We start from the raw sequence: 21,379 nt of genomic DNA, 5'->3' as shown, positions 1-21,379 counted from the left end.
AGCGATAGACCGATGAGCACGAATACGACATTGCCAGTGAGCCGTGAAGCGGTCGCTGCGCTTTCGAGCCGCAAGAGTGAGCCTGCATGGCTTGCTGAATTGCGATTGCAAGCGTTGGATCAAGCAGCGGCACTGGATTATCCGATATTTGAAAAAACAAAAATTGAACGCTGGGATCTTCAAGCATATGGTGAGTATGTAGACAGCCAACAAGTTTCTGCTTTTGCTGATATTCCGGGAGAAGTTCGTACTATATTGACTGGGGATGAGTCTTCCGCACAGGTAGACAACGTATTGGTTCAGCACAATTCCGGGGTAGTATATCGTCAATTGCAAGCAGAACTGGCAGCGAAGGGCGTTATCTTTACAGACTTGGAAACGGCGGCTCGTGAGCATGAAGAGCTGGTGAAGCCGCATTTGATGCAAGCGCTGAAGGCTGACGAGCATCAGTTGGCAGCTTTGCATGCCGCAGTATGGAATGGCGGCGTATTCTTATACGTGCCGAAAAACGTAGAAGTAGATATTCCGCTTCAAGCATTGTTCTATACAGATAATGCAAAGGCTACATTCGCACCGCATGTATTGATTGTTGCGGATGTGAACAGCCGTGTAAACTATGTAGACAACTACGTATCTGGTGCTTCTACTGATGCTTATGTTCATAATGGTGTTGTAGAAGTGTTCGTGAAATCCGGAGCGAAGGTAACTTACGCATCTGTACATCATTTGGATGAGAAGGCAACGGATATTACGATTCGTCGCGCAGTAGTTGAAAATGACGGCCGCATTGAGTGGGTTGTAGGCGAAATGCACAACGGCTATGCAGCGTCTGAAACGAACTCCATTCTCGTAGGCAACGGTTCTACATCCGATACAAAAGTAATATGCGTAGGAAATGGCGATCAAAAGCTGAACATTACGACGAAAGCTGTTCACTTCGGTAAGAGCTCTGACAGCCAAATGATTACACGCGCAGTTATGCGCGAAAATGCTTCCGCAATCATCAACGGAATTACGAAGATTGAAAAGGGAGCAACCAAAGCAAATGGTGAGCAAACAGAGCGCGTACTTATGCTGAGCCCGAAAGCGCGTGGAGATGCGAATCCAATTTTGCTTATTGATGAGGACGATGTAACAGCGGGTCATGCTGCTTCTGCTGGTCAAGTGAACCAAGAACAGGTTTATTACATGATGTCGCGCGGTATTGCTCGTGAAGAGGCGGAGAACTTGATTATCCGCGGATTCTTGGCACCAGTTGTAGCTGAACTGCCAGGAGAGCATTTGCAGCAATTGCTGAAGCGTTACATCGAAAGGAAGCTGGGACAATGATTGGACGCGAGCTTCGTGAGCAATTCCCGATTTTAAATCAGGATGTTAATGGTCATCCGTTGGTGTATTTAGACAGTGCGGCAACCTCACAGAAGCCGAGATCCGTAATTGATGCGATACAAGCGTATTATGAAAAGGACAATTCCAACGTACACCGCGGCGTCCATACGCTCGGTTCCCGAGCGACAGACGCTTACGAAGGTGCGCGGGAGAAAGTTGCCCGGTTCATCAATGCGAATCGTACGGAAGAGATTGTATTCACTCGCGGTACGACAAGTGCGCTTAATCTTGTTGCATCTTCCTATGGACGCAGTGTATGCGGCGAGGGTGATGAAATTGTCATCACACAAATGGAACACCACAGCAATCTGATTCCGTGGCAGCAGGTCGCGAAAGCGACAGGGGCTACGTTGAAATATATCCCGATGCAGGAAGATGGCACGCTTTTGCTTGCAGATGTGGAGCAGACGATTACGGCTCGAACGAAGATTGTATCGATTGCGTATGCATCCAATGTGCTCGGAATCGTAAATCCAGTCAAACAAATTGCGGAGATCGCACATCGCTATGGGGCAGTTATCGTGGTAGATGGCGCGCAAAGTACGCCGCATATGCGGATCGATGTTCAGGAGCTGGATTGCGACTTCTATGCATTGTCAGGGCACAAAATGTGCGGACCAACTGGAATCGGGGCATTATATGGGAAGATGGCACTGCTCGAGAAAATGGAACCAATCGAGTTCGGCGGCGAAATGATTGACTTCGTTGATTTGTATGAATCAACGTGGAAAGATGTTCCTGCCCGATTTGAAGCGGGAACACCGATCATAGCAGGTGCTGTCGGACTAGGCGCTGCGATTGATTTCCTAAACGAAATAGGGCTGGACAACATTCATAAACATGAGATGCAGCTTGGCGCCTATGCGGTCGAGCGTTTGTCTGAGATTGATGGACTCTCGATCTATGGCCCTCGCCGCGAGCGGATCGGGCTCGTTACATTCAATTTGGATGATATCCATCCGCATGATGTAGCTACCGTTCTGGATGCGAAGGGGATTGCCGTACGTGCCGGACATCACTGCTGCCAGCCGCTGATGCGTTGGCTCAAGGTAAGTGCGTCGGCACGCGCAAGTTTCTATTTGTACAACACGGAAGCAGACATTGACCGGTTGGCGGAAGCCTTGCGGGAAACGAAGGAGTATTTCAGCGATGCAATTGGATGATCTGTATCGCCGAGTCATCATGGATCACTACAAAAAGCCGCGCAACCGCGGCACGTTCGAGGACGACACGGTTACCGTTGACCTGAACAATCCGACTTGTGGTGATCGCATATCTCTGCAGCTTAAGTTGAACGATGGCATTGTTGAGGATGCCAAATTCACAGGCGAGGGCTGCTCGATAAGTATGTCTAGTGCATCAATGATGACGGAAGCGGTCAAAGGTAAAACGTTGGAGCAAGCACATGAATTGGCTGAGCGCTTCTCTGCCTTGGTAAAAGGCGAGAACGCTACGTTTGATGAATATGAAGATATCGAGGCTCTATCTGGTGTAAACAAGTTCCCAGCCCGCATTAAATGTGCGACATTGGCTTGGAACGCGCTTCGCAAAGGGATCGATAAGCCTGAATAGGCGATCAAGTGCGACGTTCGCACAGAGGAGGTACAACAACTATGGCGAAAAAGATGCCTGAAATGGAAGAATATAAATATGGCTTTCGCGATAATCACCAAGCAGTCTTCCAATCCGGTAAAGGGCTGACGCCGGAGATCGTTACTGAGATCTCCCGTATTAAGGGCGAGCCTGACTGGATGCTGGAATTCCGCTTGAAGTCGCTTGAGCAATTTAACAAAATGGCAATGCCTCGTTGGGGCGGCGATTTGGATGAGTTGGACTTCAACGACATTCAATATTATGTGCGTCCTTCTGAGAAGCAAGGTAAGACATGGGAAGAAGTTCCGACTGAGATCAAGGAAACATTCGATAAGCTCGGCATTCCAGAAGCGGAACAAAAGTTCCTTGCTGGTGTATCGGCTCAGTACGAATCTGAGGTTGTTTATCACAGCATGCAGAAGGATCTCGAAGAGCAAGGCGTTATCTTTATGGATACGGACACTGCACTTCGTGAGCATCCGGAGATCTTCCGCGAGCACTTCGCATCTGTCGTTCCTCCGGCGGACAACAAGTTCGCTGCATTGAACAGTGCAGTATGGTCGGGCGGAAGCTTTATCTACGTGCCAAAAGGCGTAAAGTGTGAAATTCCGCTTCAAGCATATTTCCGTATCAACTCCGAGAATATGGGTCAGTTCGAGCGTACGCTCATCATCGCAGATGAGGACAGCTTCGTACATTATGTTGAAGGTTGTACAGCACCTATCTACAGCACGAACTCCCTTCATAGTGCGGTCGTTGAGATTATCGTGAAGAAAAATGCGCGTGTTCGTTATACAACAATCCAAAACTGGGCGCCGAACATTTACAACCTGGTTACGAAGCGTGCTGTTGCGGAAGAGAATGCGAACATGGAGTGGGTTGACGGCAACATCGGTTCCAAGCTGACTATGAAATATCCAGCAGTCGTATTGAAAGGCCGCGGAGCAAAAGGCTCTGTACTGTCAATTGCGGTAGCAGGTAAAGGTCAGCATCAGGATGCTGGTGCGAAGATGATTCACCTGGCTCCAGATACAACGTCGACCATTATTTCCAAATCGATCTCCAAGCATGGCGGTAAGGTTTCGTATCGCGGCTTGACATCGTTCGGTCGTGATTCTGACGGTGCAAAATCAAACGTAAAATGTGATACTTTGATTTTGGATAACGAATCTACGTCTGATACAATTCCGTACAACGAGATCCGCAACGACAATATTCAATTGGAGCATGAAGCTACTGTATCCAAGGTATCCGAGGATCAGCTCTTCTACCTGATGAGCCGCGGCTTAACTGAAGATGAGGCGACTCAAATGATCGTTATGGGCTTCATCGAGCCGTTCACGAAGGAACTGCCAATGGAATATGCGGTTGAGATGAATAGATTGATCAAATTCGAAATGGAAGGCTCTATCGGCTAAGGATTGCTTCGGCAAAGAGCCAATCAGCCTTGTTTCGTTGAAGGAAGATACGTGCCCTTTTTGCTTGATGTACGATGTGCATCAAGCAGAGGGCACGTATTTTTTTATAAAGAAGTTTTTGTTTTTCGCTCATTTTCTCCGTGTTTGTCCCCATTTTGCTTTTATCCGCATGGTACACCCCAAAATTGGCATACTAATCCTTATGCTGATGTTCAACTTGCTTGCAGCGGGTTCGCATCTATGTTATCTCATCACGCAACAGGAGGATTGGAAATGGTTGACCCTATCCAACAGGAGCGAAAAATACGGCATATTTGCCGTAAGCACAGATTCTGTATCATGATGCTAATCGGATGTATGATTTTAAGTGTATTTGCACCAGTTAAGGCAAGTGCCATGTCCGTAGCGACACAAATAGACACACATCATGAGAGTGCGCCAGCTCGCAGAGATCGTGCCTATTATGAAGGACGAGGAGACATTGTGTGGGAAGTGCCGTCTGCTGGCAAGCGGATTGCACTCACTTTTGACGATGGCCCTGATCCAACCCGTACTCCGGTTATCTTAGACCTGTTAAAGCAGTATAATGCCAAGGCTACCTTCTTCGTCGTAGGATGGAGAGTAAAGTCGCACCAAGAATTAGTAAAGCGCACAGTTCGTGAGGGACATGAAATTGCGAATCATACGTACCACCATAAGTATTTTCGCAAAGGGGTAACGAAGGCAGAAATTGAAGAGGAAATCATGAAGGCGCATCGAGTCATTGAAGAGGTGACGGGCACGCCGCCCCAATTATTCCGACCGCCAGGCGGGTATTATAATGAACGGCTTGTAGAAATTGCACGGGAGAAGGGGTACCGCGTTATTTTATGGTCGTGGCATCAAGATACGAAGGATTGGCGTTCACCAGGAGTAGATCGAATTGTCAATAAGGTGCTGGGACATGCAAGAAACGGTGACATCGTACTAATGCACGACTTAGTAGAGGGAAGCACACAGACCATTCAAGCGCTGAAGAAAATACTGCCCGAATTGAAGCGGCGGGGCTATTCATTTGTCACCGTTTCTGAATTAATGGCACATCGGGTCAAAGCGAAAACATCCTGAGCGCGTCTTATAAATACGTTAATCATGACGCGCTTCACTTGAAAAAGCAGGCTGTAAACGAATAAATCTAGTACAGCAACTTACATGTATACCTTTTCAATATGCAGATTGCGGAATTGCGTTAAATCAATGAATTGATTATCAACTTGCACGAGCGGCCGGAAAAATTCAGTATGATGGTTCATGATGATTGTTCCGGTTCGCCCGTCGCTTAGGCGTGCCTGCTTATGAACGAAGTTAGGCAGCATGTGGCGAATGAAGGTATGGACGATTTTGGGATCAAGTCCAGTATAGCTCAACGTATGAAGCTCTTTCAGAACCGTAAATAAATCCTGCTTGCTCCGATAAATTCGTGTGCTTGTCATCGCACTATATATATCTGCAACGGTAATGATGCGAGCAACTGGATGAATCTCAAGATCAGAAGTGCCATAAGGGTAACCGCTTCCATCAATGCGTTCATGATGCTGGAGGGCAGCGACCGCAAGCCATTCATCATCATAAGCAGCACGAATAATCTCATATCCGAGAACAGTATGAGATTTCATTTGTTCGAATTCGGAAAATGTCAGCATCTCTGGTTTGTGTAACAGGTGTCGATCAATTTGGGACTTGCCGATATCATGCAAAAATCCAGCCTTGCAAATACGAATCGCTTCTTCTTCCCCGTAATGCATCCACTTCGCAATATAGTAGGACAGCATACCGACTTGCACGGAATGCTGATACGTATAATCATCCTTTGAGTCCAGCAGAAGCAAGAGGGAGACAACATCATGCTGCTTCTCCATCTGTTGAATAAGCGGTGTGATGGATTCTTGAACAAGCTCATCTTGCACAAATCCATGTTGGACGACATCTTGAAATATTTTCTCGACATTGTGAATTGCCGTATTATAGCTGTTCTGCATCCCTTGATGGGCACTGTGATAGGTTTGCTGCCCTTCATTCGTAGAATAAGGGGACTCTACTGCAGGTTCTGTGCATGCTCTGCCCTCGATATTGATCATTTCCAAATGATGACGAATGAGAAGAGCAATGTCCCGCTGCTTCATGACGGTTCCTGCAGACAGCACCAACAGACCATTATCATTGAAAATATCCTTCGAGAGAATGTCCCCTTCTTGAATTTCTGTGACATGTATCCGCACGAAATGTCACACCTTTCTAGTCATATTGACCTACATGTATCTTTTATCATACCAAAGTCTGACAAAAGATAACAATAACATTTTCCAGAATATTGTGAAAAATTGGTGCTGAAATTCATCCGCTGCTCGTATACAAAGAACAAGATACTTTGTCCGATTTCGGAGTGCTCGCATTAGATGAACTCGAGTAACTTCGTATGAGGAGGAAAAGAGGGATTTATCCATGTTCTATGTCATCGTTGCAGTTGTTCTTGGTATTGTTGAAGGATTAACTGAATTCATACCTGTATCCTCGACAGGCCATATGATATTAACAACGAAGCTAATGGGGATTGAGGAGCAGGCTAGCTGGCTTAAAACGTTCGAGATCGTCATTCAGCTAGGCGCGACACTGGCCATGATGGTCGTATATTGGGATCGGATCATGGGGATGTTGGGCTTGCGCAAACGAACCGTTCAGCAAGGGAATGTCGTCTGTCAACGATTGAATCTGCTCCATGTCGCCATTGGAATAGCTCCCGCGTTAGGTGTGGCCTACCTAGCAAAAGATCATATTAAGCAGTTGTTTGACAGCACCTCAACGGTATTGTTGGCGCTTGTCGTCGGAGGCGCATTTATGTGGTTCGCGGAATGGTACGGTTCTCGCAGAGAGCCATCAGCGAAGACGATGGATGATATTAGCTATAAGCAAGCCTTTTCTATTGGTTTGTTTCAAATTCTGTCTGTGTTGTGGCCAGGCTTCTCCCGCTCAGGATCTACGATGTCGGGAGGTATGCTGAGCGGCGTTAGCTACCGAGCTTCTGCGGATTTTTCCTTTCTCATCGCGATCCCGATTATGTGTGCAGCGAGTGGATATGAGCTGCTTGACAATTATAAGATGTTTACCCTCGATATTCTCGCTTTTTTTGTGCTCGGTTTTTTAGTATCTTTTGTGGTAGCCTATGTAATTGTTGTTGTCTTCCTCAAGCATATTCAGCGGATTAAACTTCGCCATTTCGCAATTTATCGCTTCGTTTTGGCAGCGTTATTCTGGTACTTCATCATGTAGCTGCTGTTCCTGATTGACAGGGGCAGGACATTTTGAAAATTTTATTTTAGGAAAATTCAGAAGTATGCAAAAGATGTATACTTTTATTCATCCGAGATCCATGGATAATAGCGGAGATCGCCAGCGAATTCTGCCAATTTCCCAACTTAGATAAAGGAATGTATGGCAGTGACTCGCTAGTCTAGCGAGAATTTGATATGATTAATTCGATGCATTTTAAGTGAATGTAAATATCATAACTTCAGGGGTTGACTCTGCTTGCGATGGGTACCTATACAAGCGTGCCGAGCCGGCATGCGATTAGCAAAAGAAATATATAATGAAGAAGGTCTTGTGCTGCTCAAGGAGCAAGTCGAGCTTAGTACTGCGTATATTCAGCGCTTGGAAGCGATGGGCGTCTCCTATGTGTACGTGGAAGATGCGCGGACAGAAGGTATTCATGCACCGAATGTGTTGAGCGGGGATACGAGAAAACTTGCCAACGCGACGATTCGCAAGCAATTCAAACGATTGATTGAAGAAGCAATGACGCGTAAGCGTTCAGCTTCGCACACGACACTGAAGCGGGAGTTTTTTGAGGTGTTGGATGCCATAATAGGCGATTTGTATGGTCACCATAAAGCGATGGTTATGCTGAATGATATGCAGACGACAGATCATTATTTGTTTCGACATTCCCTGAACGTGTGTGTATATACGACTTTGCTAGGGCTTCATCATGGGTATCCTCGAAATGAACTTCGGACATTGAGCATGGGTGCGCTCCTTCACGACATCGGCAAAACGCAAATTAATCTGAACATATTGAACAAGCCAGGTTCATTATCGAATGATGAGTTTGCACAGATGAAGAAGCATACAGAGATTGGATACTACATGTTGAAAAATGAGCCGAATATTCCGCTGCTGGCGGCTCATTGTGCTTACCAGCACCATGAGCGATTGAACGGTTCCGGATATCCACGCGGCATCAAATCGGCGGATATTCATGAATATGCGAAATGGGTTGGAATTACAGATTCTTATGATGCCTTGACAACGCATCGTGTGTATCGTAAAGCGATGCTTCCTCATGAGGCGCTGGAAATTCTTTATACCGGTTCAGGAACGCAATATGAGCAGCGTATGCTGGAACTGTTTCGAGACCGTATGGCTGTTTATCCGATAGGGATGTCGATTCATTTGAATACAGGTGAGTCAGGTGTTATTGCCCGCATACATGCTGAATACCCACAGCGTCCTGTTGTAAGAATACTGTACGATGCTGAAGGCAATCCATTGAAGATCCCCCATGAAATTGATCTATCCAAGAAACTTCACGTTATGATCGTGGGCTATCACGCAACCGATTAAGCGCTTTGCGAACATCATATGCTGCGATGCTATTTAAGCTATTATTCATTATTATCATCCCTTCATTCAGTCTACTAGCGAGCAGGAGGTTCGTCACGTGAGGGAAGCAGCCAGACAAGGTTGGTTGTGGCATTGGGGAAAGTGGATGTATCGATGGCGTCATGCAGTATGGATCATCTGGACGATTTTGTTTGCATTGACCTCCATACTGGCCGTACAAGTGCCTTCCATGCTCAAGAATAATGGATTCACGCCGACTGGCAGTGAATCTTATACAGGTTATGAACTGCTGCGAGATGAGCTTGGCATTTCTTCCACGACGATGGATATTGTCTATGAGAGCAGGGACAGCAGCTCCTTGTCCACGAAAGATTCCATCCAGCAAATTGAGCGCTCACTTGCAGATCTGAAGCGGGATTCGGCCGTCGGAAACATTCAACTTCGGACACAGGATCGAACGGGCAAGCGGAGCGATGTTATTGCAGCTCATGTCCGTATCAATATGGACACGGATGAGGCGCTTGATCGATATCCCGATCTTCGCAAGCTTATAACGGATATTCCGATCGCTAAGGCCTATGTGACAGGCACTACGCCGGTCTACTATGATATTCAGACAGCGAGCAAGAACGATATTGTAAAGTCTGAACTGATCGGGCTTCCTATTGCGCTGCTCGTCCTTTTGTTCGTATTTGGAACATGGCTTGCAGGAGTGCTGCCGCTTATAATTGGGCTTTTTAGTGTTACGACGACACTGGGGATTATCTATGGAATTGCCCAAATCACTGACACGCTCAGTAACTTTTTGCCGAATATGGTGTCTATGCTGGGTCTAGCCGTTGGCATCGATTATGCGTTGTTTATCGTAAGCCGATTCCGTGAGGAGCTTGCCAAGCAATCTTCTGTAGAGCATGCGATTGCGATGACTGCGCAAACTGCGGGCCAGTCGATTGTATTTTCGGGTGTTGCGGTGCTGATTGGCTTAATTGCGATGCTTTTTATTGATTTATCTCTATTTCGTTCGCTGTGCATTGGCGGTGTCATTGTGGTCATGATGTCGGTCACAGCGGGAAATACACTTCTACTGTCACTATTGAGTCTACTTGGCCATAGGGTGAATCAATTCCCTGTCATTCCTGCACGATGGAGACGCAGCAAGAAGGCAGAGGGCAGTGAATTGTGGAGCCGCATTGCATATGGGGTTATGAGGCATCCTGTATTGATTGTGCTGCTGCTCACTGCAATCCTGGCTGCTTGTGCTTGGCCAATCGGCAGCATGAAGATTGGGATACCAGATGCAGAGATGCTTCCGCCCAAGTATGAATCGCGCTATGGTGCGGAATTGATGAAGGAAGCCTATGATGAGCAGGCATTGAATCCAATTCAGATCGTCGTGCAGACGGACAAGCCCTATTTTTCTGTGGATGCAATTCGATCGATAGAAGGTCTTTCGACCCGCATTCATAACCTAGATGGCGTCCAACGGGTCGACAGCTATGTGAGTGCATTGGCGCAATTGAATATACAGGGAGCTGAAGCGCAGGCTGCTGCGTTGTCTCATCCAGAGCTGCGCAGCCAGATGGAGTTGAAGCTGCCGCTTCGTGACAAGATGCTGGTTATCCAAGTCATTCCGAAGCCTCACACGAAGGGCGACGCTGCGTTCCAGTTAGTGGACGAGCTGCGTCAAATTGAATCTGGTTCGGGACTGAAGGGGAAACATGTAACCGGCGGCCCGGCAGTTCAACGGGATATCATAGAACGAATAACAGCTGCACTGCCGTTCGTAATCGCGTTTATTCTTGTCGTGACGTATGTGGTTCTCTTTGTCGCGTTTCGATCGATTCTTCTGCCACTGAAGGCGGTTATGATGAACATGCTGAGCTTGGGAGCAAGCCTTGGCATCGTCGTTCTTGTCTTCCAGCACGGTCATTTGGCTGACCTTTTGCAGGTCACCTCAACTGGTATGGTGGTGGCGATGCTTCCCATCATCATTTTTTGTGTCGTCTTCGGCATATCTATGGATTATGAGGTGTTTCTGTTGTCCCGAATTGCTGAGGAGTATGATCGCACGAAGGACAATGAACACAGTACCGCACAAGGGTTGATGAAGACAGGAAGTATTATTACAAGTGCGGCCTTCATTTTGATTGTTGTTGTGGGTGCTTTTATTTTCACCGATAATGAGATGATGAAGGCTATCGGGCTTGGGCTTGCGGTATCGGTATTTTTGGATGCGACGCTTATTCGGGTGCTGCTTGTTCCTGCATTTATGAAGCTGATGGGCCGTGCCAATTGGTGGGCGCCAAGAATGTTTCGACGCAAGGAGCGGCGAAGTATGCTATAAATATGTAAGCAATTATTTTTTCAACGAAGGCTGAAAGCAGGCAACTAGAAAGTTAGGTGGAATGAATCATGAATCAATTGCAAGCGGAGAAGATAGTGAACACGGAGCAAGGAGGGACAGCAGGACTAAGAACAATTAGTCCAGCCTACGATCCATGGGATCCGATTCGTTCTTTGCAGCAATATGGCCGTCATGTATTGACAAGTGTGGAGATGACTGTGGCGCAGGCGTGCAATATGCGCTGCGAACACTGTGCGGTTGGATACACACTGGTCGCAAATGAGCCTCCCAAGCTGTCGCTTGATCTGATGCTGCAGCGTCTCGAAGAGGTTGAGCATTTGGAGACGATAAGTATAACCGGCGGTGAGCCGATGTTCCATGAGAAGACGGTTAAGGAGTATATCGTTCCCCTGTTGCGATATGCGCGCGAGCGCGGGGTACGTTCCCAGATCAACTCCAACTTGACGATGGACATGCGCAGATATGAAATGGTAGCACCTTACTTGGATGTCATGCATATTTCGTTCAACTATACATGTATGGAGGATTTCCATGCGGTTGGATTCACGCATAGCAGCCATGAGGTGAAGTCCGGTGCGGCAGGCCGACTGTATGAGCGCATGATTGAAAATACACGCAAGTTGAGTGAAGCAGGCATGTATATTTCCGCTGAATCCATGGTCAATTATCGGACACACGACAAGCTGAGTGAAATTCATCGACTCATCGATGAAATGGGATGCAAGCGCCATGAGGTTCATCCGATGTACCCGAGCTCCTTTGCGGAGAACTTGCCTGTGCTTCCAATTGAGCAGCTGCGCGCAGCTATTCATAAGCTGTTGGATACTCGCAATAAAGAGATGTGGATGCTGTTCGGCACGCTGCCTTTCTTCTCCTGCAATAGGAATGAAGAGGATCAGGCATTGCTGCAACGTCTTCATAAAGAACCAATGGTGACTGTTCGCAACGACCCGGATGGCCGTAACCGATTGAATGTCAACTTGTTTAGCGGGGATATCTATGTAACGGACTTCGCGGATATTCCGGCGTTCGGCAGCATCTATTCCGGCAAGCTCGATGACACATTCAATGCTTGGCTGAATGAACATCCGCTTTCCAGAACGGTGGATTGCCATTGTCCGCAGGCTTCCTGCTGCGGGCCGAATTTGCTCGTTGCCGATATGTATTATCGGGGAGTGAACTTCAAGGAGCGGACGGCTGTGCTGTCCTAGATCATTCATGAAGAGGCGGGTGGGTTGTTACCCACCCGCTGCTCTTAACGGGATTGCTGCTTCAAATGATCAGCAATTAATTTCCCATGATAGCGGCCAGACTCAATGAATATCTCGTTGGCATCTCGCCCTGATGAGATAACCCCAGCTACATATAATCCAGGCACATTCGTCTCCATTGTCTCCGGATTGAATACGGGCTTTTCGCGGTCGGTTTGCAGCTCAATTCCGCTTGCAGTCAGCATCGTGCGATCCGGTCTGAATCCGGTCAAGGCGAGAACGAAGTCGCTTGCGATGACTTCCGTGCCCCCCTCATTATGCTCAATATGTACCCGATCTGGTTCGATTCGAACGACTCGGGAATGATATTTCATTCCAATGACTCCCTTTGCGATCATGCTGTCAAAGATCGGACGAACCCAAGGTTTGATATGAGCAGTCAACTCATCACCGCGGTAGACAACCGTAACTTTAGCTCCGACTCGCATTAACTCAAGTGCAGCATCAACAGCTGAATTGTTTCCGCCAATAATCACGACATTCATGCCCGCATAAGGATGGGCTTCTTGGAAATAGTGAGATACGTGCGGCAGGGACTCTCCCGGGATGCCAAGCATGTTCGGATGATCAAAATAACCTGTAGCGACGACTACATAACGCGCACGATGTGTGATGGATGAGCCGCTGCGTGCTGTAGAATGAATTGTAAACGTTCCGTCTTCTTCTTTGTGAATAAACTTTACCTCTTCATAAGAACGAATGCGGAGCTGGTATCGTTCTGCTACCTTGCGGTAATAGACGAGTGCTTCATCTCGGTATGGTTTGTCGTGTGGGCTGGCAAATGGCATGCCGCCGATTTCGAGCATTTCCGGCGTACTGAAAAATTGCAGATGGGTAGGATACCGATATATTGAGTTCACGAGACAGTGCTTCTCAATGATGAGCGGATTCATACCAATCCGTTGTAATTCTATAGCAGCAGATAGTCCGCATGGACCTGCTCCGATAATGATCGCCTGTTCCAATTGATTCGCCTCCGTATGACAAGTTGTTTGCTGTGTAATTCGATAATCTAGTCTCTAGTATATTCCACATACTTATCATATCGAACGGGAATGGAATTGGCTATCCTCATCCTTACATATGGATTACAAAACATTTACAATATTGCTAATGAATCATGGATTGATGTTGTGTACAATGATGTATAGTCTGTGCAATGACAACTATAGAATTGGAGGGAAAGGAATGACTACTTCTGATGTATCTCGTTCCACTGGCACGTTGAAGCGCCCGGAGGCGATGATTTTTGATATGGATGGTACGTTGTTCAAGACGGAGACGCTGTTGATTCCAGCGTATCATCGTACGTTTGATCAGCTTCGAAATGAGGGCTTATTCGAAGGGCCAACCCCGCCGGAGGAGCGCATATTAAGCTCTCTTGGCATGCTGCTTGCAGATATATGGAAGCGAGTAATGCCGGAGTCCAGCGAGGAAGCAAGACTGCGTGCGGATGATCTGCTGCTCGAATATGAACTGAAAGGCTTGCAGGAAGGGGAAACGGAACTGTATCCGCAGGTTAAGGAAACACTTGCCAATTTGCGCGAATCTGGTGTAAAGTTGTTTGTAGCCAGCAATGGATTGGAAGAATATGTGCAAGGTGTGTCCGATGCGCACGGATTGACTGAACTGTTCACGGAGCTGTATAGTGCCGGAGGGCGCCAGACTTCGACGAAGGTGGAGCTTGTAGAGCTTCTGTTGAAGGAACACGGCATTTCCTCGGCGTGGATGGTTGGTGATCGCTCTTCGGACGTGGAGGCCGGCAAAGAAAATGGACAAACGGTTATCGGTTGTCAGTATGCTGGTTTCGGTGCGGATGAGGAATTGAAGGGTTCGGACGTTCTGATCCATAACTTCGATGAGCTGCTTGATTTGTATGCTTCATCGCAATAATAACAATCTTGAAGGGAAGACAGTAATGAAGAAGTAACGTCGAATTGTATCGTGGTGGGCCAGACCGCCTCCATTGCTTCTAGTAGTTGAAACAAATGCGTACGCGCGTAACTACTTAAACAATATGGAGGCTGATTCGAATGAGTAAACCTGAAATGAATGTTGCTATTGTGTGTGGACCGGATTGTGATATGGAGACGCAAGCGCTTCGAGCTACTTTGGAGTACTTTGGAGCTCGGGTGTTCATGTATTGGGTGGGAAGACCAAACGATTTTACTGACGTTCTGTCTGGCAAGGATTTGTTCCCCGACACCGATCTTGTCATCTTAAATTTCCATGGCGACGAGGGCCGCTTCGTGATGCCTGAGATTGGAGACGATGTGTATGATGACGGGGAGCCGCGCGGCGATTTCAGCAGCGAGGAAGTTCGGAAATTCGCCAAGCTCGATGGCCGGACAGTAATCGCCAACGGCTGTGATCTGGGCCATAAGGAAATGGCCGAGGCATTCTTGGACAGTGGCTGCCAAACGTATATTGCACCTAACGATTATCCATACGGGAACAGTACGTTAATGTTTGTTACCCGTTTCTGTTATGAGCTGATCCAGAACCAACGAAGCATTCAGCAGGCTTATGATCTCGCTCGTGCCGCTGACGAGGATACATTGATGTATCAACTGTATACGAAGTAAGGAAAGCCGACACCGCATTGATTTGCGGTGTCGGTTTTTTATGTATGGAAAATATAGGATTGACTCCTAGTTGCATCAGGAATAAAATTAATGGAAATTTAGGAGGTATTTATATGCTTAAGCCAAAGCGACTGCAACGTGGCTCTAAAATTGCAATCATTTCCCCTTCGAGCGGCCTTCCTTACTTATTTCCGGATACCTATGAGCTTGGTCTGCGCAATTTACGAGAACTGTTCGGTCTTGAAATTATAGAAATGCCGACTGCTAGAATGGAGCCGACGGAGCTGTATCGCCACCCTGAGCTGCGCGCGCAGGATATGAATGAAGCCTTTGCTGATCCGAGCATTGACGGCATTATTTGTTCCATTGGAGGATATGAATCGATTCGGATCTTGCCCTTTTTGGATATTGAACGGATCAAGAATAATCCGAAAATGATCATGGGCTTTTCGGATGCGACAACCTTTTTATCATATTTGAATCAGCTTGGCATGATCACTTTTTATGGTCCTTCGATATTGGCAGGAATCGCGCAGCTGAAGCATTTGCCCGATGCGTATACCGCTCATCTGGATGCACTATTGTTTTCAAATGATTATCCATATGCCTATGCGCCATACATGAAATGGACGAATGGATATCAGGATTGGAGCAACCTTGATACGCTAGGTCAATGCCAGGAGTTCATCTCGAATAAGAAGGGATGGATCTTTCTGCAAGGGGAAGCCGTCCAACAAGGGGATTTATGGGGCGGCTGTATTGAGGTATTGGAGTTTATGAAGTCGACTCCATATTGGCCGGAAGCTTCGTTCTGGGCGAATAAAATTCTCTTTTTTGAAACCTCAGAAGAGAAGCCGTCGCCAATGCAAGTTGGCTACATGCTGCGCAATTACGGGATGCAGGGTGTATACGCGAAGGCAAAGGGGCTGATTTTTGGCCGGGCGAAGGACTACAGTGAGGAAGAGACGCGGCGGCTGTATGATCTTATTGTCGACATCGTCAAAGGGGAGTTCGGCGCCGGGGAATTGCCGATTGTGGTCAATTTTGACTTCGGTCATACAGATCCGAAGCTTATACTGCCGCTCGGTGGTCAAGTTGAGCTTCGACCAAGTACGAATGAAGTTGTGTTACTTGAAAGTCCATTTAAGGACTAACTGTAAAAGGAAGCACCACCGTGTCCGCATTGCGAGGATTACGGTGGTGTCTTGCAGAACTTGAATCGATAAGCTGTTTACCGTCGTCACGATTGCGGTCTAGGCACTTGAATCTATTTACTCTGAAGTTGAAGGATCGGTTTCTTCTACGATTGATATTGTCACATCCCCATGACGTTTGCCTTTTTGGCGATGCAGCCAGGCTGCGTATTCAATTGGCCGGGAGATAGCAGCCCGATACGTCTCCCGATCTCCAATCCGACTGAATACTTCTCGTGCAGGTTTTGGGTTCACCTCAAGCAGCCATATGTGGCCCTTGCGATCAATGGCGAGATCCAGCGCCAATTCACATAGAGCGCCATATTTTTCTTCAAGATATTGAGCAATTTCAAGGCTGATTCTTTCTGCTTCTTCCTTCACTTCGGTAATGCGCTGCTCGTCACCAATCCATTTTTTAAGCAGCTCATCCATACGTACAGCTTTCCCGCCTCCGTGGAGATTCGAAGTGATGCTCCGATTGGCCCCCACTCTACCCGCACAGCCGGTCACTTCCCACTTCCCGTTACCGTTCTTCTGCACGAGCATGCGATAATCGTGTACGCGCCCATTCGACAGCTTCAAGGATATCCCTTGCTGCACCAAGTAACGATCCACGGCTCTCCATGCAGCTAGCTTCGTGGCCAGTTGGTTAAGGGTCAGTTTCTGTGGCTGTATAATTCGCCGTTGATGATCGCGGCCTTGAACGAATACGGTGGAGGGACTGCTCAGCGAACGTTCAATACGCAGGATGCCCCTTCCTCCAGTCCCGTTGATAGGTTTCAGGTAAATTAGGGAGTTTGTGCGCAGCATGCTTTGCAAGTCTTGAATTGAACGGTATAAGCGAGTGTTGGGGAGGTGTGGCTTAATGGAAGCTACCCCTGACAAGACTTGATGGATCGTCCACTTGTTGCGTAAAGGGCGATTCAAGAACAGAAGATGTTTGTATTTGTTGCGAAAGCGGCAAAGCTGCTTAAAGCGATAGCTATTTTGGATGCGGCACCTGTCAAATATCATGTGGGGAAATCGAGTCCATTTTCGAGTCCAGCGTCCTGTCTCTGGATTGTAGCACATCGCGTTGATGCGGCGTTGCTGTTCATCAACATCCTGTGGAGTGAACACATATACCTCGAGTCCCACTTTTTTGCCAGCTGCAATCATCTTCTGATACACGGGCCGTTCTTCGAGATGACGCCGTTCATTCAAATACAATGTCAATATACCTAGTGTAGGTTGACTCAAGCGTACTCACCTTCTTCCTGTCCATCATCCGCTCTGCTTTGCAAGATATTGGCAGTATTGAAATATGCGCTCAAGCGAACGATGCCGAATATGAGGCTCATCGAACTTCATTGGCTTTGCGTTTGCCTCGAAGAACCAGATGCTGCCGCTTGCATCGACACCTAAGTCCATTGACATCTCGCCATGTAAATGACCTGAGGCGCGCTCAATCTGCCTTGCAATAATAAGTGCAGCATGTCTGGCTCGAGTCATGATGCGCTTGGACTGTCCAGTACCGAACACGGAAATAAGGAGCTTTTCTGGATCGTCTATGCTTCCGCCGCGCGGTACATGTGTCGTAATACTAGATGAACCGGCGACACGCGCGCCAACGCCTGTAATTTCCCAATGTCCCCGTCCATTTTTCTGAATAAGGACTCGAAGATCGAAGGGACGTCGATTGCTGGCGGCTAGTGGAATGCCTTGTTGCACGATATAGTCATGCATTCCTGCCTGCTTCTGTATCCGACTCCATAGCTTCGTAATCGTTGCACACTTGTAGGATAGACTTTTCTTTTTATCCTGAATCTTAAGGCGGTATTTCAGTGCTTTGGTATGGTTCACGCGGAGAGTCATAATGCCGGCACCCGCCTTGCCGGATTCCGGCTTCAGGAACAAATATGGATGCTTATGCAACATTTTTCCTAACGTACTGGATGTTTTTAGCCGCTTCGTTGATGGAATATACTTTTTCGTGATCTTGGATTTTTTTAACCATTCAAATAAATTCCATTTATTGAAAAAATAAGGGTTAAATATGCGTATAGTTGGATGGGCGAGCACTTCCTTGATTTTGCTGCTCACTGCAGGCAGACTTTCATCTTCCCGAAGAGGAATGCGATTGTAAATGACATGCGGAAGCGGGAACCACTCCTGCTTCCACATATTGTTGTCGTTAATCGTATATCCGATGACCCGCTTGGCATTAAGCTTCAAGTCTTTTACGGTAAGGAGATAGACGATAAATCCCATGCCTCTTCCAGTTTGAATGATGTCGGCAAAATTATCGCGATTGCCGCGGAAATGCTCTTTGGCATCATCCATTGTTAATATGGCGACGACCGGCGTAGGTGTTGCTTTCTCTTTGCCGCTCACACGATCTCCCCCCTGCGGAATTTACTTAGGTACAGGCAGTGATCCAATATGTGTTCAATCGATGCTTGCCCTTCATTCTTAAGGGAAGGGTGCTTAAAAATGGAGCGTCCAGGTTTGGCGTTTGCTTCGAACATCCAGACATGCTCGTCACGATCAATGCCGATATCGAATCCGAGCTCTCCCAGCAAATGTGGATGATTGCGTTCAATGGCTTCTGCCAAAATAATGGCAATCTTTTTCGCCTTCTCAAGGACTTCGTCTGAGCGGTTCCCGAAGGCGCGTTGAAGTGCCTGCGAAGGGGTCATCAGTTTGCCGCCATTTTTAACATGTGTGGTTACACTGCCCTTGCCTGCCTTTTTGGCACCGATGCCGACAACCGCCCATTTATCGTCTCCGTTCTTATGCATATGGAAACGGAAATCAATCGGACATCCGTCAATTTCAATTAAGCGAACACCTTGCTGAATCACATAATTGCGAAGGTTGCGGCCATGTCTTGCTTCCAGCATGCGCATCAGGCTGGCAAAGGTTCGAAAGCGGAGCAGTACGTTTTTTCCATTTGTTGTATAGCGTGCAAAATACCCTTTCTTAGGCAGGTAGGTAAGTCGATAAATGCCGATTCCGAGGCTGCCACCGGATGGCTTATAATAGGCAAATTGATGACGTTCCAGCATCGAGCGTATTGTATCGGTTGAGGGATTCATAACGGATTCCGGGACATATCGATTCGCTTCTATTTCATCCTTCAGCAAGGCATACACATCTGATTTATTGAAGAAGCTCCAATTGAAAAAAGGTATCTTCTTACGGGTAAAGCGTTCCCGAATCATATTGTAAGAGCCAGAGGTTTCGGCTCGCCTGCTTGGCAAGCGGTTGTATACGACGTCGGGGAGCGGGACGGTTCGTCTTACCCAGCCTCCGGAAGGACCTAGGAAGTAGCCAAGCACGGTTTCGTTTTGCCAATTGATATCGCGTGGGGCAAAAGCGAACACATAAGCTTTTTTATTGCCTGTTCGCAATATTTGTCTAATGAATCCTGTTCGGTTACCGAATGGAGCCACAGGAGATCTTGAAGCTCCGTCTGACATAATGCCTATAAGGGGGCCGAGCTGCAGATCACCCTCTGTTTCACTAAACAAAAGCACGGATCCTGACTTAGGGACGCGAATTGAAGAACGCAATCCAGCTGTAACGTAGAGATGCTTGCCGGGCCTACGGATCGGTTTGACCAATGCTGGAGTGACTGATTTGCCGAGTTTAAGCCTTACCGATCGTTTGCCTGTAAGCTTAAGTTCTTTCAATAGCGAGTTAGAGACATATAAAAATTTACCGGAATTTGGCGTCAAATGGACGTTGCATACCGTCAAACTCATGAACTGACCCTCCTAAGGTACCGAACCAACATGTGGCGTGCGTACAAAATCGGATTTTCCACTGATTTTAAAGCGGCTTCGTGCTCACCCGTTTGTCTGAAGACAGATCTGCCAGGTTTGGAGTTGACTTCAAGCAGCCAGAGGCGAGCATCGAGGTCGATACCGAAGTCGAGGCCAATCTCGCTTATTCGCCCATACTGAGCCTCCAGAAGCGGTGGAATGTACTTGCTATATTGACGTAGCTGTTTGATAAGCCGCTGTCCGTGATTCGGTTCAAATTGGCTTGCCAAGAACGGAATGACCGGGACGGCTCGACCGCCCCCGTGCAGGTTCGAAGTGACGCTGTTAGGCTGGCCTATTCGTGCAGCCATACCCGTGAAATCCCAGCGCCCATTTTCGTCTTTTTGCATGAGAACGCGTATGTCGAACGGCTCTCCCTCTTGGGTGGCCAATGATAAATAGGGTTGAATGATAAACTTTCGATTGCCTACAAACCGTTCAATCCAGGCGAATCCCTCTTGAGGATAAGGGAAAAGATGATGGATCGCCTCGTTGTTGTCATCTCGTCCTCGCAGTTCCAGCGGAGAGGATATGAGTTTCGAACCTGTCTCCTCCTCGCTGTTGCGGTGGAGGTGAATATGGAGTGTAGATTTCCCGTGAGTTCCACCATGCGGCTTCAGAAATAGTCCTTCTTGAAAACGACTCAACTGATCAACGAGGTTGGCGACGCCTGTGAACAGCCGAGTAGGGGGCAGTATGGGAGATAGGTAGGAGTCATTATGCAAGGAACGATAGATCTCCCATTTGCCTCGTAAGCCGACACCTAGCAGCCTTACATTTGCTTGCTCCATCATGCGAGCTATCGCTGCCCGTGTTTTTCTGTATTGGCGGTTATCGGTGTAGGTGCACCTGTCGTAAGCGAGCGCAGGCAGGGGGAGATTTTGGCGTTCCCACCCCGATTTGGTATATACAAATGCATGTACGGTATGGTTATTCCAATGGATCCATAGCGGGGAGAACACCATAACATGAATGCCGTGCTTGCGTCCGGCTATGGATAATCTGCGGCAATACGCTGCCTCCGTGAATGGCAGCACGCCTTTCGCTTCGCATTGCAGAACGCCAAGTGTCGGATATGAAGCTTCTGAAGCGTTCATTGC

18 protein-coding genes are annotated in these 21,379 nt (G+C 47.5%); 12 read left to right on the top strand and 6 right to left on the bottom strand.

The features are described from left to right. Positions 1-12 precede the first annotated feature (12 nt). From sufD to NO352_RS15685, 5 genes are all read left to right on the top strand, one after another. Positions 13-1,329 (top strand): Fe-S cluster assembly protein SufD, encoded by a 1,317-nt coding sequence (gene sufD / locus NO352_RS15705; RefSeq protein ID WP_268600690.1) that lies wholly within the window; start codon positions 13-15, stop codon positions 1,327-1,329. Next, on the top strand, positions 1,326-2,552 hold the full coding sequence (locus NO352_RS15700; protein WP_005551262.1) for a cysteine desulfurase: 1,227 nt from the start codon (positions 1,326-1,328) through the stop codon (positions 2,550-2,552). The genes sufD and NO352_RS15700 overlap by 4 nt, the downstream gene beginning before the upstream one ends. Next, positions 2,539-2,961, top strand: a complete 423-nt coding sequence (gene sufU, locus NO352_RS15695; RefSeq protein WP_005551261.1) for a Fe-S cluster assembly sulfur transfer protein SufU — start codon at positions 2,539-2,541, stop codon at positions 2,959-2,961. Before NO352_RS15700 ends, sufU begins: the two co-directional genes overlap by 14 nt. A 41-nt stretch (positions 2,962-3,002) precedes the next feature. After that, entirely contained in the window at positions 3,003-4,400 is a 1,398-nt protein-coding gene (sufB, locus tag NO352_RS15690; RefSeq protein WP_005551259.1) for a Fe-S cluster assembly protein SufB, read from the top strand. A 273-nt stretch (positions 4,401-4,673) separates the two neighbouring features. Then, complete coding sequence (locus NO352_RS15685) at positions 4,674-5,507, top strand: polysaccharide deacetylase family protein (RefSeq protein WP_005551723.1); 834 nt, start codon at positions 4,674-4,676, stop codon at positions 5,505-5,507. 80 nt (positions 5,508-5,587) lie between these two features. Here the strand turns inward: NO352_RS15685 and NO352_RS15680 are convergent, their stop codons facing one another. After that, complete coding sequence (locus tag NO352_RS15680; protein ID WP_289356083.1) at positions 5,588-6,658, bottom strand: HD-GYP domain-containing protein; 1,071 nt, start codon at positions 6,656-6,658, stop codon at positions 5,588-5,590. Between the two features lie 223 nt (positions 6,659-6,881). On the opposite strand from NO352_RS15680, the gene NO352_RS15675 reads away from it, so the two are divergent. From NO352_RS15675 to yfkAB, 4 genes are all read left to right on the top strand, one after another. After that, entirely contained in the window at positions 6,882-7,706 is an 825-nt protein-coding gene (locus tag NO352_RS15675; RefSeq protein WP_268600453.1) for an undecaprenyl-diphosphate phosphatase, read from the top strand. A 258-nt stretch (positions 7,707-7,964) separates the two neighbouring features. Further along, positions 7,965-9,059, top strand: a complete 1,095-nt coding sequence (locus NO352_RS15670) for an HD-GYP domain-containing protein (protein ID WP_289356082.1) — start codon at positions 7,965-7,967, stop codon at positions 9,057-9,059. Between the two features lie 97 nt (positions 9,060-9,156). Continuing rightward, positions 9,157-11,403, top strand: a complete 2,247-nt coding sequence (locus NO352_RS15665; protein ID WP_268621764.1) for an MMPL family transporter — start codon at positions 9,157-9,159, stop codon at positions 11,401-11,403. Between the two features lie 68 nt (positions 11,404-11,471). Then, positions 11,472-12,635: a radical SAM/CxCxxxxC motif protein YfkAB gene (yfkAB, locus tag NO352_RS15660; RefSeq protein WP_171419144.1), complete on the top strand. Its 1,164-nt coding sequence runs from the start codon at positions 11,472-11,474 to the stop codon at positions 12,633-12,635. 44 nt (positions 12,636-12,679) lie between these two features. Here yfkAB and NO352_RS15655 read toward each other — a convergent pair whose 3' ends face one another. Continuing rightward, positions 12,680-13,660, bottom strand: coding sequence for a YpdA family putative bacillithiol disulfide reductase (locus NO352_RS15655; RefSeq protein ID WP_289356081.1), 981 nt, complete (start codon positions 13,658-13,660; stop codon positions 12,680-12,682). 223 nt (positions 13,661-13,883) lie between these two features. Here NO352_RS15655 and NO352_RS15650 point away from each other — a divergent pair, with 223 nt between their 5' ends. The 3 genes from NO352_RS15650 to NO352_RS15640 all read left to right on the top strand — a co-directional run bounded on the left by NO352_RS15650 (position 13,884) and on the right by NO352_RS15640 (position 16,434). Then, positions 13,884-14,588, top strand: a complete 705-nt coding sequence (locus NO352_RS15650) for an HAD family hydrolase (protein WP_289356080.1) — start codon at positions 13,884-13,886, stop codon at positions 14,586-14,588. Between the two features lie 140 nt (positions 14,589-14,728). Continuing rightward, positions 14,729-15,280: a delta-aminolevulinic acid dehydratase gene (locus tag NO352_RS15645; protein ID WP_289356079.1), complete on the top strand. Its 552-nt coding sequence runs from the start codon at positions 14,729-14,731 to the stop codon at positions 15,278-15,280. 113 nt (positions 15,281-15,393) lie between these two features. After that, complete coding sequence (locus NO352_RS15640; RefSeq protein WP_289356078.1) at positions 15,394-16,434, top strand: S66 family peptidase; 1,041 nt, start codon at positions 15,394-15,396, stop codon at positions 16,432-16,434. A gap of 117 nt (positions 16,435-16,551) precedes the next feature. On the opposite strand, the gene NO352_RS15635 is transcribed toward NO352_RS15640, so the two are convergent. From NO352_RS15635 to NO352_RS15620, 4 genes are read right to left on the bottom strand one after another with little or no spacing between them, the layout of a single operon-like run. Further along, positions 16,552-17,712 (bottom strand): YheC/YheD family endospore coat-associated protein, encoded by a 1,161-nt coding sequence (locus NO352_RS15635; RefSeq protein WP_289356076.1) that lies wholly within the window; start codon positions 17,710-17,712, stop codon positions 16,552-16,554. A gap of 24 nt (positions 17,713-17,736) precedes the next feature. Next, positions 17,737-18,846, bottom strand: coding sequence for a YheC/YheD family endospore coat-associated protein (locus NO352_RS15630; protein WP_268621776.1), 1,110 nt, complete (start codon positions 18,844-18,846; stop codon positions 17,737-17,739). Then, on the bottom strand, positions 18,843-20,219 hold the full coding sequence (locus NO352_RS15625) for a YheC/YheD family endospore coat-associated protein (protein WP_289356075.1): 1,377 nt from the start codon (positions 20,217-20,219) through the stop codon (positions 18,843-18,845). The genes NO352_RS15630 and NO352_RS15625 overlap by 4 nt, the downstream gene beginning before the upstream one ends. Further along, positions 20,216-21,376, bottom strand: a complete 1,161-nt coding sequence (locus NO352_RS15620) for a YheC/YheD family endospore coat-associated protein (protein WP_289356074.1) — start codon at positions 21,374-21,376, stop codon at positions 20,216-20,218. Before NO352_RS15620 ends, NO352_RS15625 begins: the two co-directional genes overlap by 4 nt. Between the last annotated feature and the right edge of the window lie 3 nt (positions 21,377-21,379).

This window comes from Paenibacillus sp. S-12, from assembly GCF_030363895.1.
Classification (GTDB): Bacteria; Bacillota; Bacilli; order Paenibacillales; family Paenibacillaceae; genus Paenibacillus_B; species Paenibacillus_B alvei.
The sequence above is the reverse complement of the archived record's forward strand: the minus strand, read 5'-3'. Positions and strand labels throughout refer to the sequence as shown.

Coding starts and splice junctions, on each gene's coding strand:
- NO352_RS15625 (WP_289356075.1), bottom strand. CDS start 20,219: ATGAGTTTGACGGTATGCAACGTCCATTTGACGCCAAATTCCGGTAAA.
- sufU (WP_005551261.1), top strand. CDS start 2,539: ATGCAATTGGATGATCTGTATCGCCGAGTCATCATGGATCACTACAAA.
- sufB (WP_005551259.1), top strand. CDS start 3,003: ATGGCGAAAAAGATGCCTGAAATGGAAGAATATAAATATGGCTTTCGC.
- NO352_RS15620 (WP_289356074.1), bottom strand. CDS start 21,376: ATGAACGCTTCAGAAGCTTCATATCCGACACTTGGCGTTCTGCAATGC.
- NO352_RS15645 (WP_289356079.1), top strand. CDS start 14,729: ATGAGTAAACCTGAAATGAATGTTGCTATTGTGTGTGGACCGGATTGT.
- NO352_RS15685 (WP_005551723.1), top strand. CDS start 4,674: ATGGTTGACCCTATCCAACAGGAGCGAAAAATACGGCATATTTGCCGT.
- NO352_RS15675 (WP_268600453.1), top strand. CDS start 6,882: ATGTTCTATGTCATCGTTGCAGTTGTTCTTGGTATTGTTGAAGGATTA.
- NO352_RS15640 (WP_289356078.1), top strand. CDS start 15,394: ATGCTTAAGCCAAAGCGACTGCAACGTGGCTCTAAAATTGCAATCATT.
- yfkAB (WP_171419144.1), top strand. CDS start 11,472: ATGAATCAATTGCAAGCGGAGAAGATAGTGAACACGGAGCAAGGAGGG.
- NO352_RS15700 (WP_005551262.1), top strand. CDS start 1,326: ATGATTGGACGCGAGCTTCGTGAGCAATTCCCGATTTTAAATCAGGAT.
- NO352_RS15650 (WP_289356080.1), top strand. CDS start 13,884: ATGACTACTTCTGATGTATCTCGTTCCACTGGCACGTTGAAGCGCCCG.
- sufD (WP_268600690.1), top strand. CDS start 13: ATGAGCACGAATACGACATTGCCAGTGAGCCGTGAAGCGGTCGCTGCG.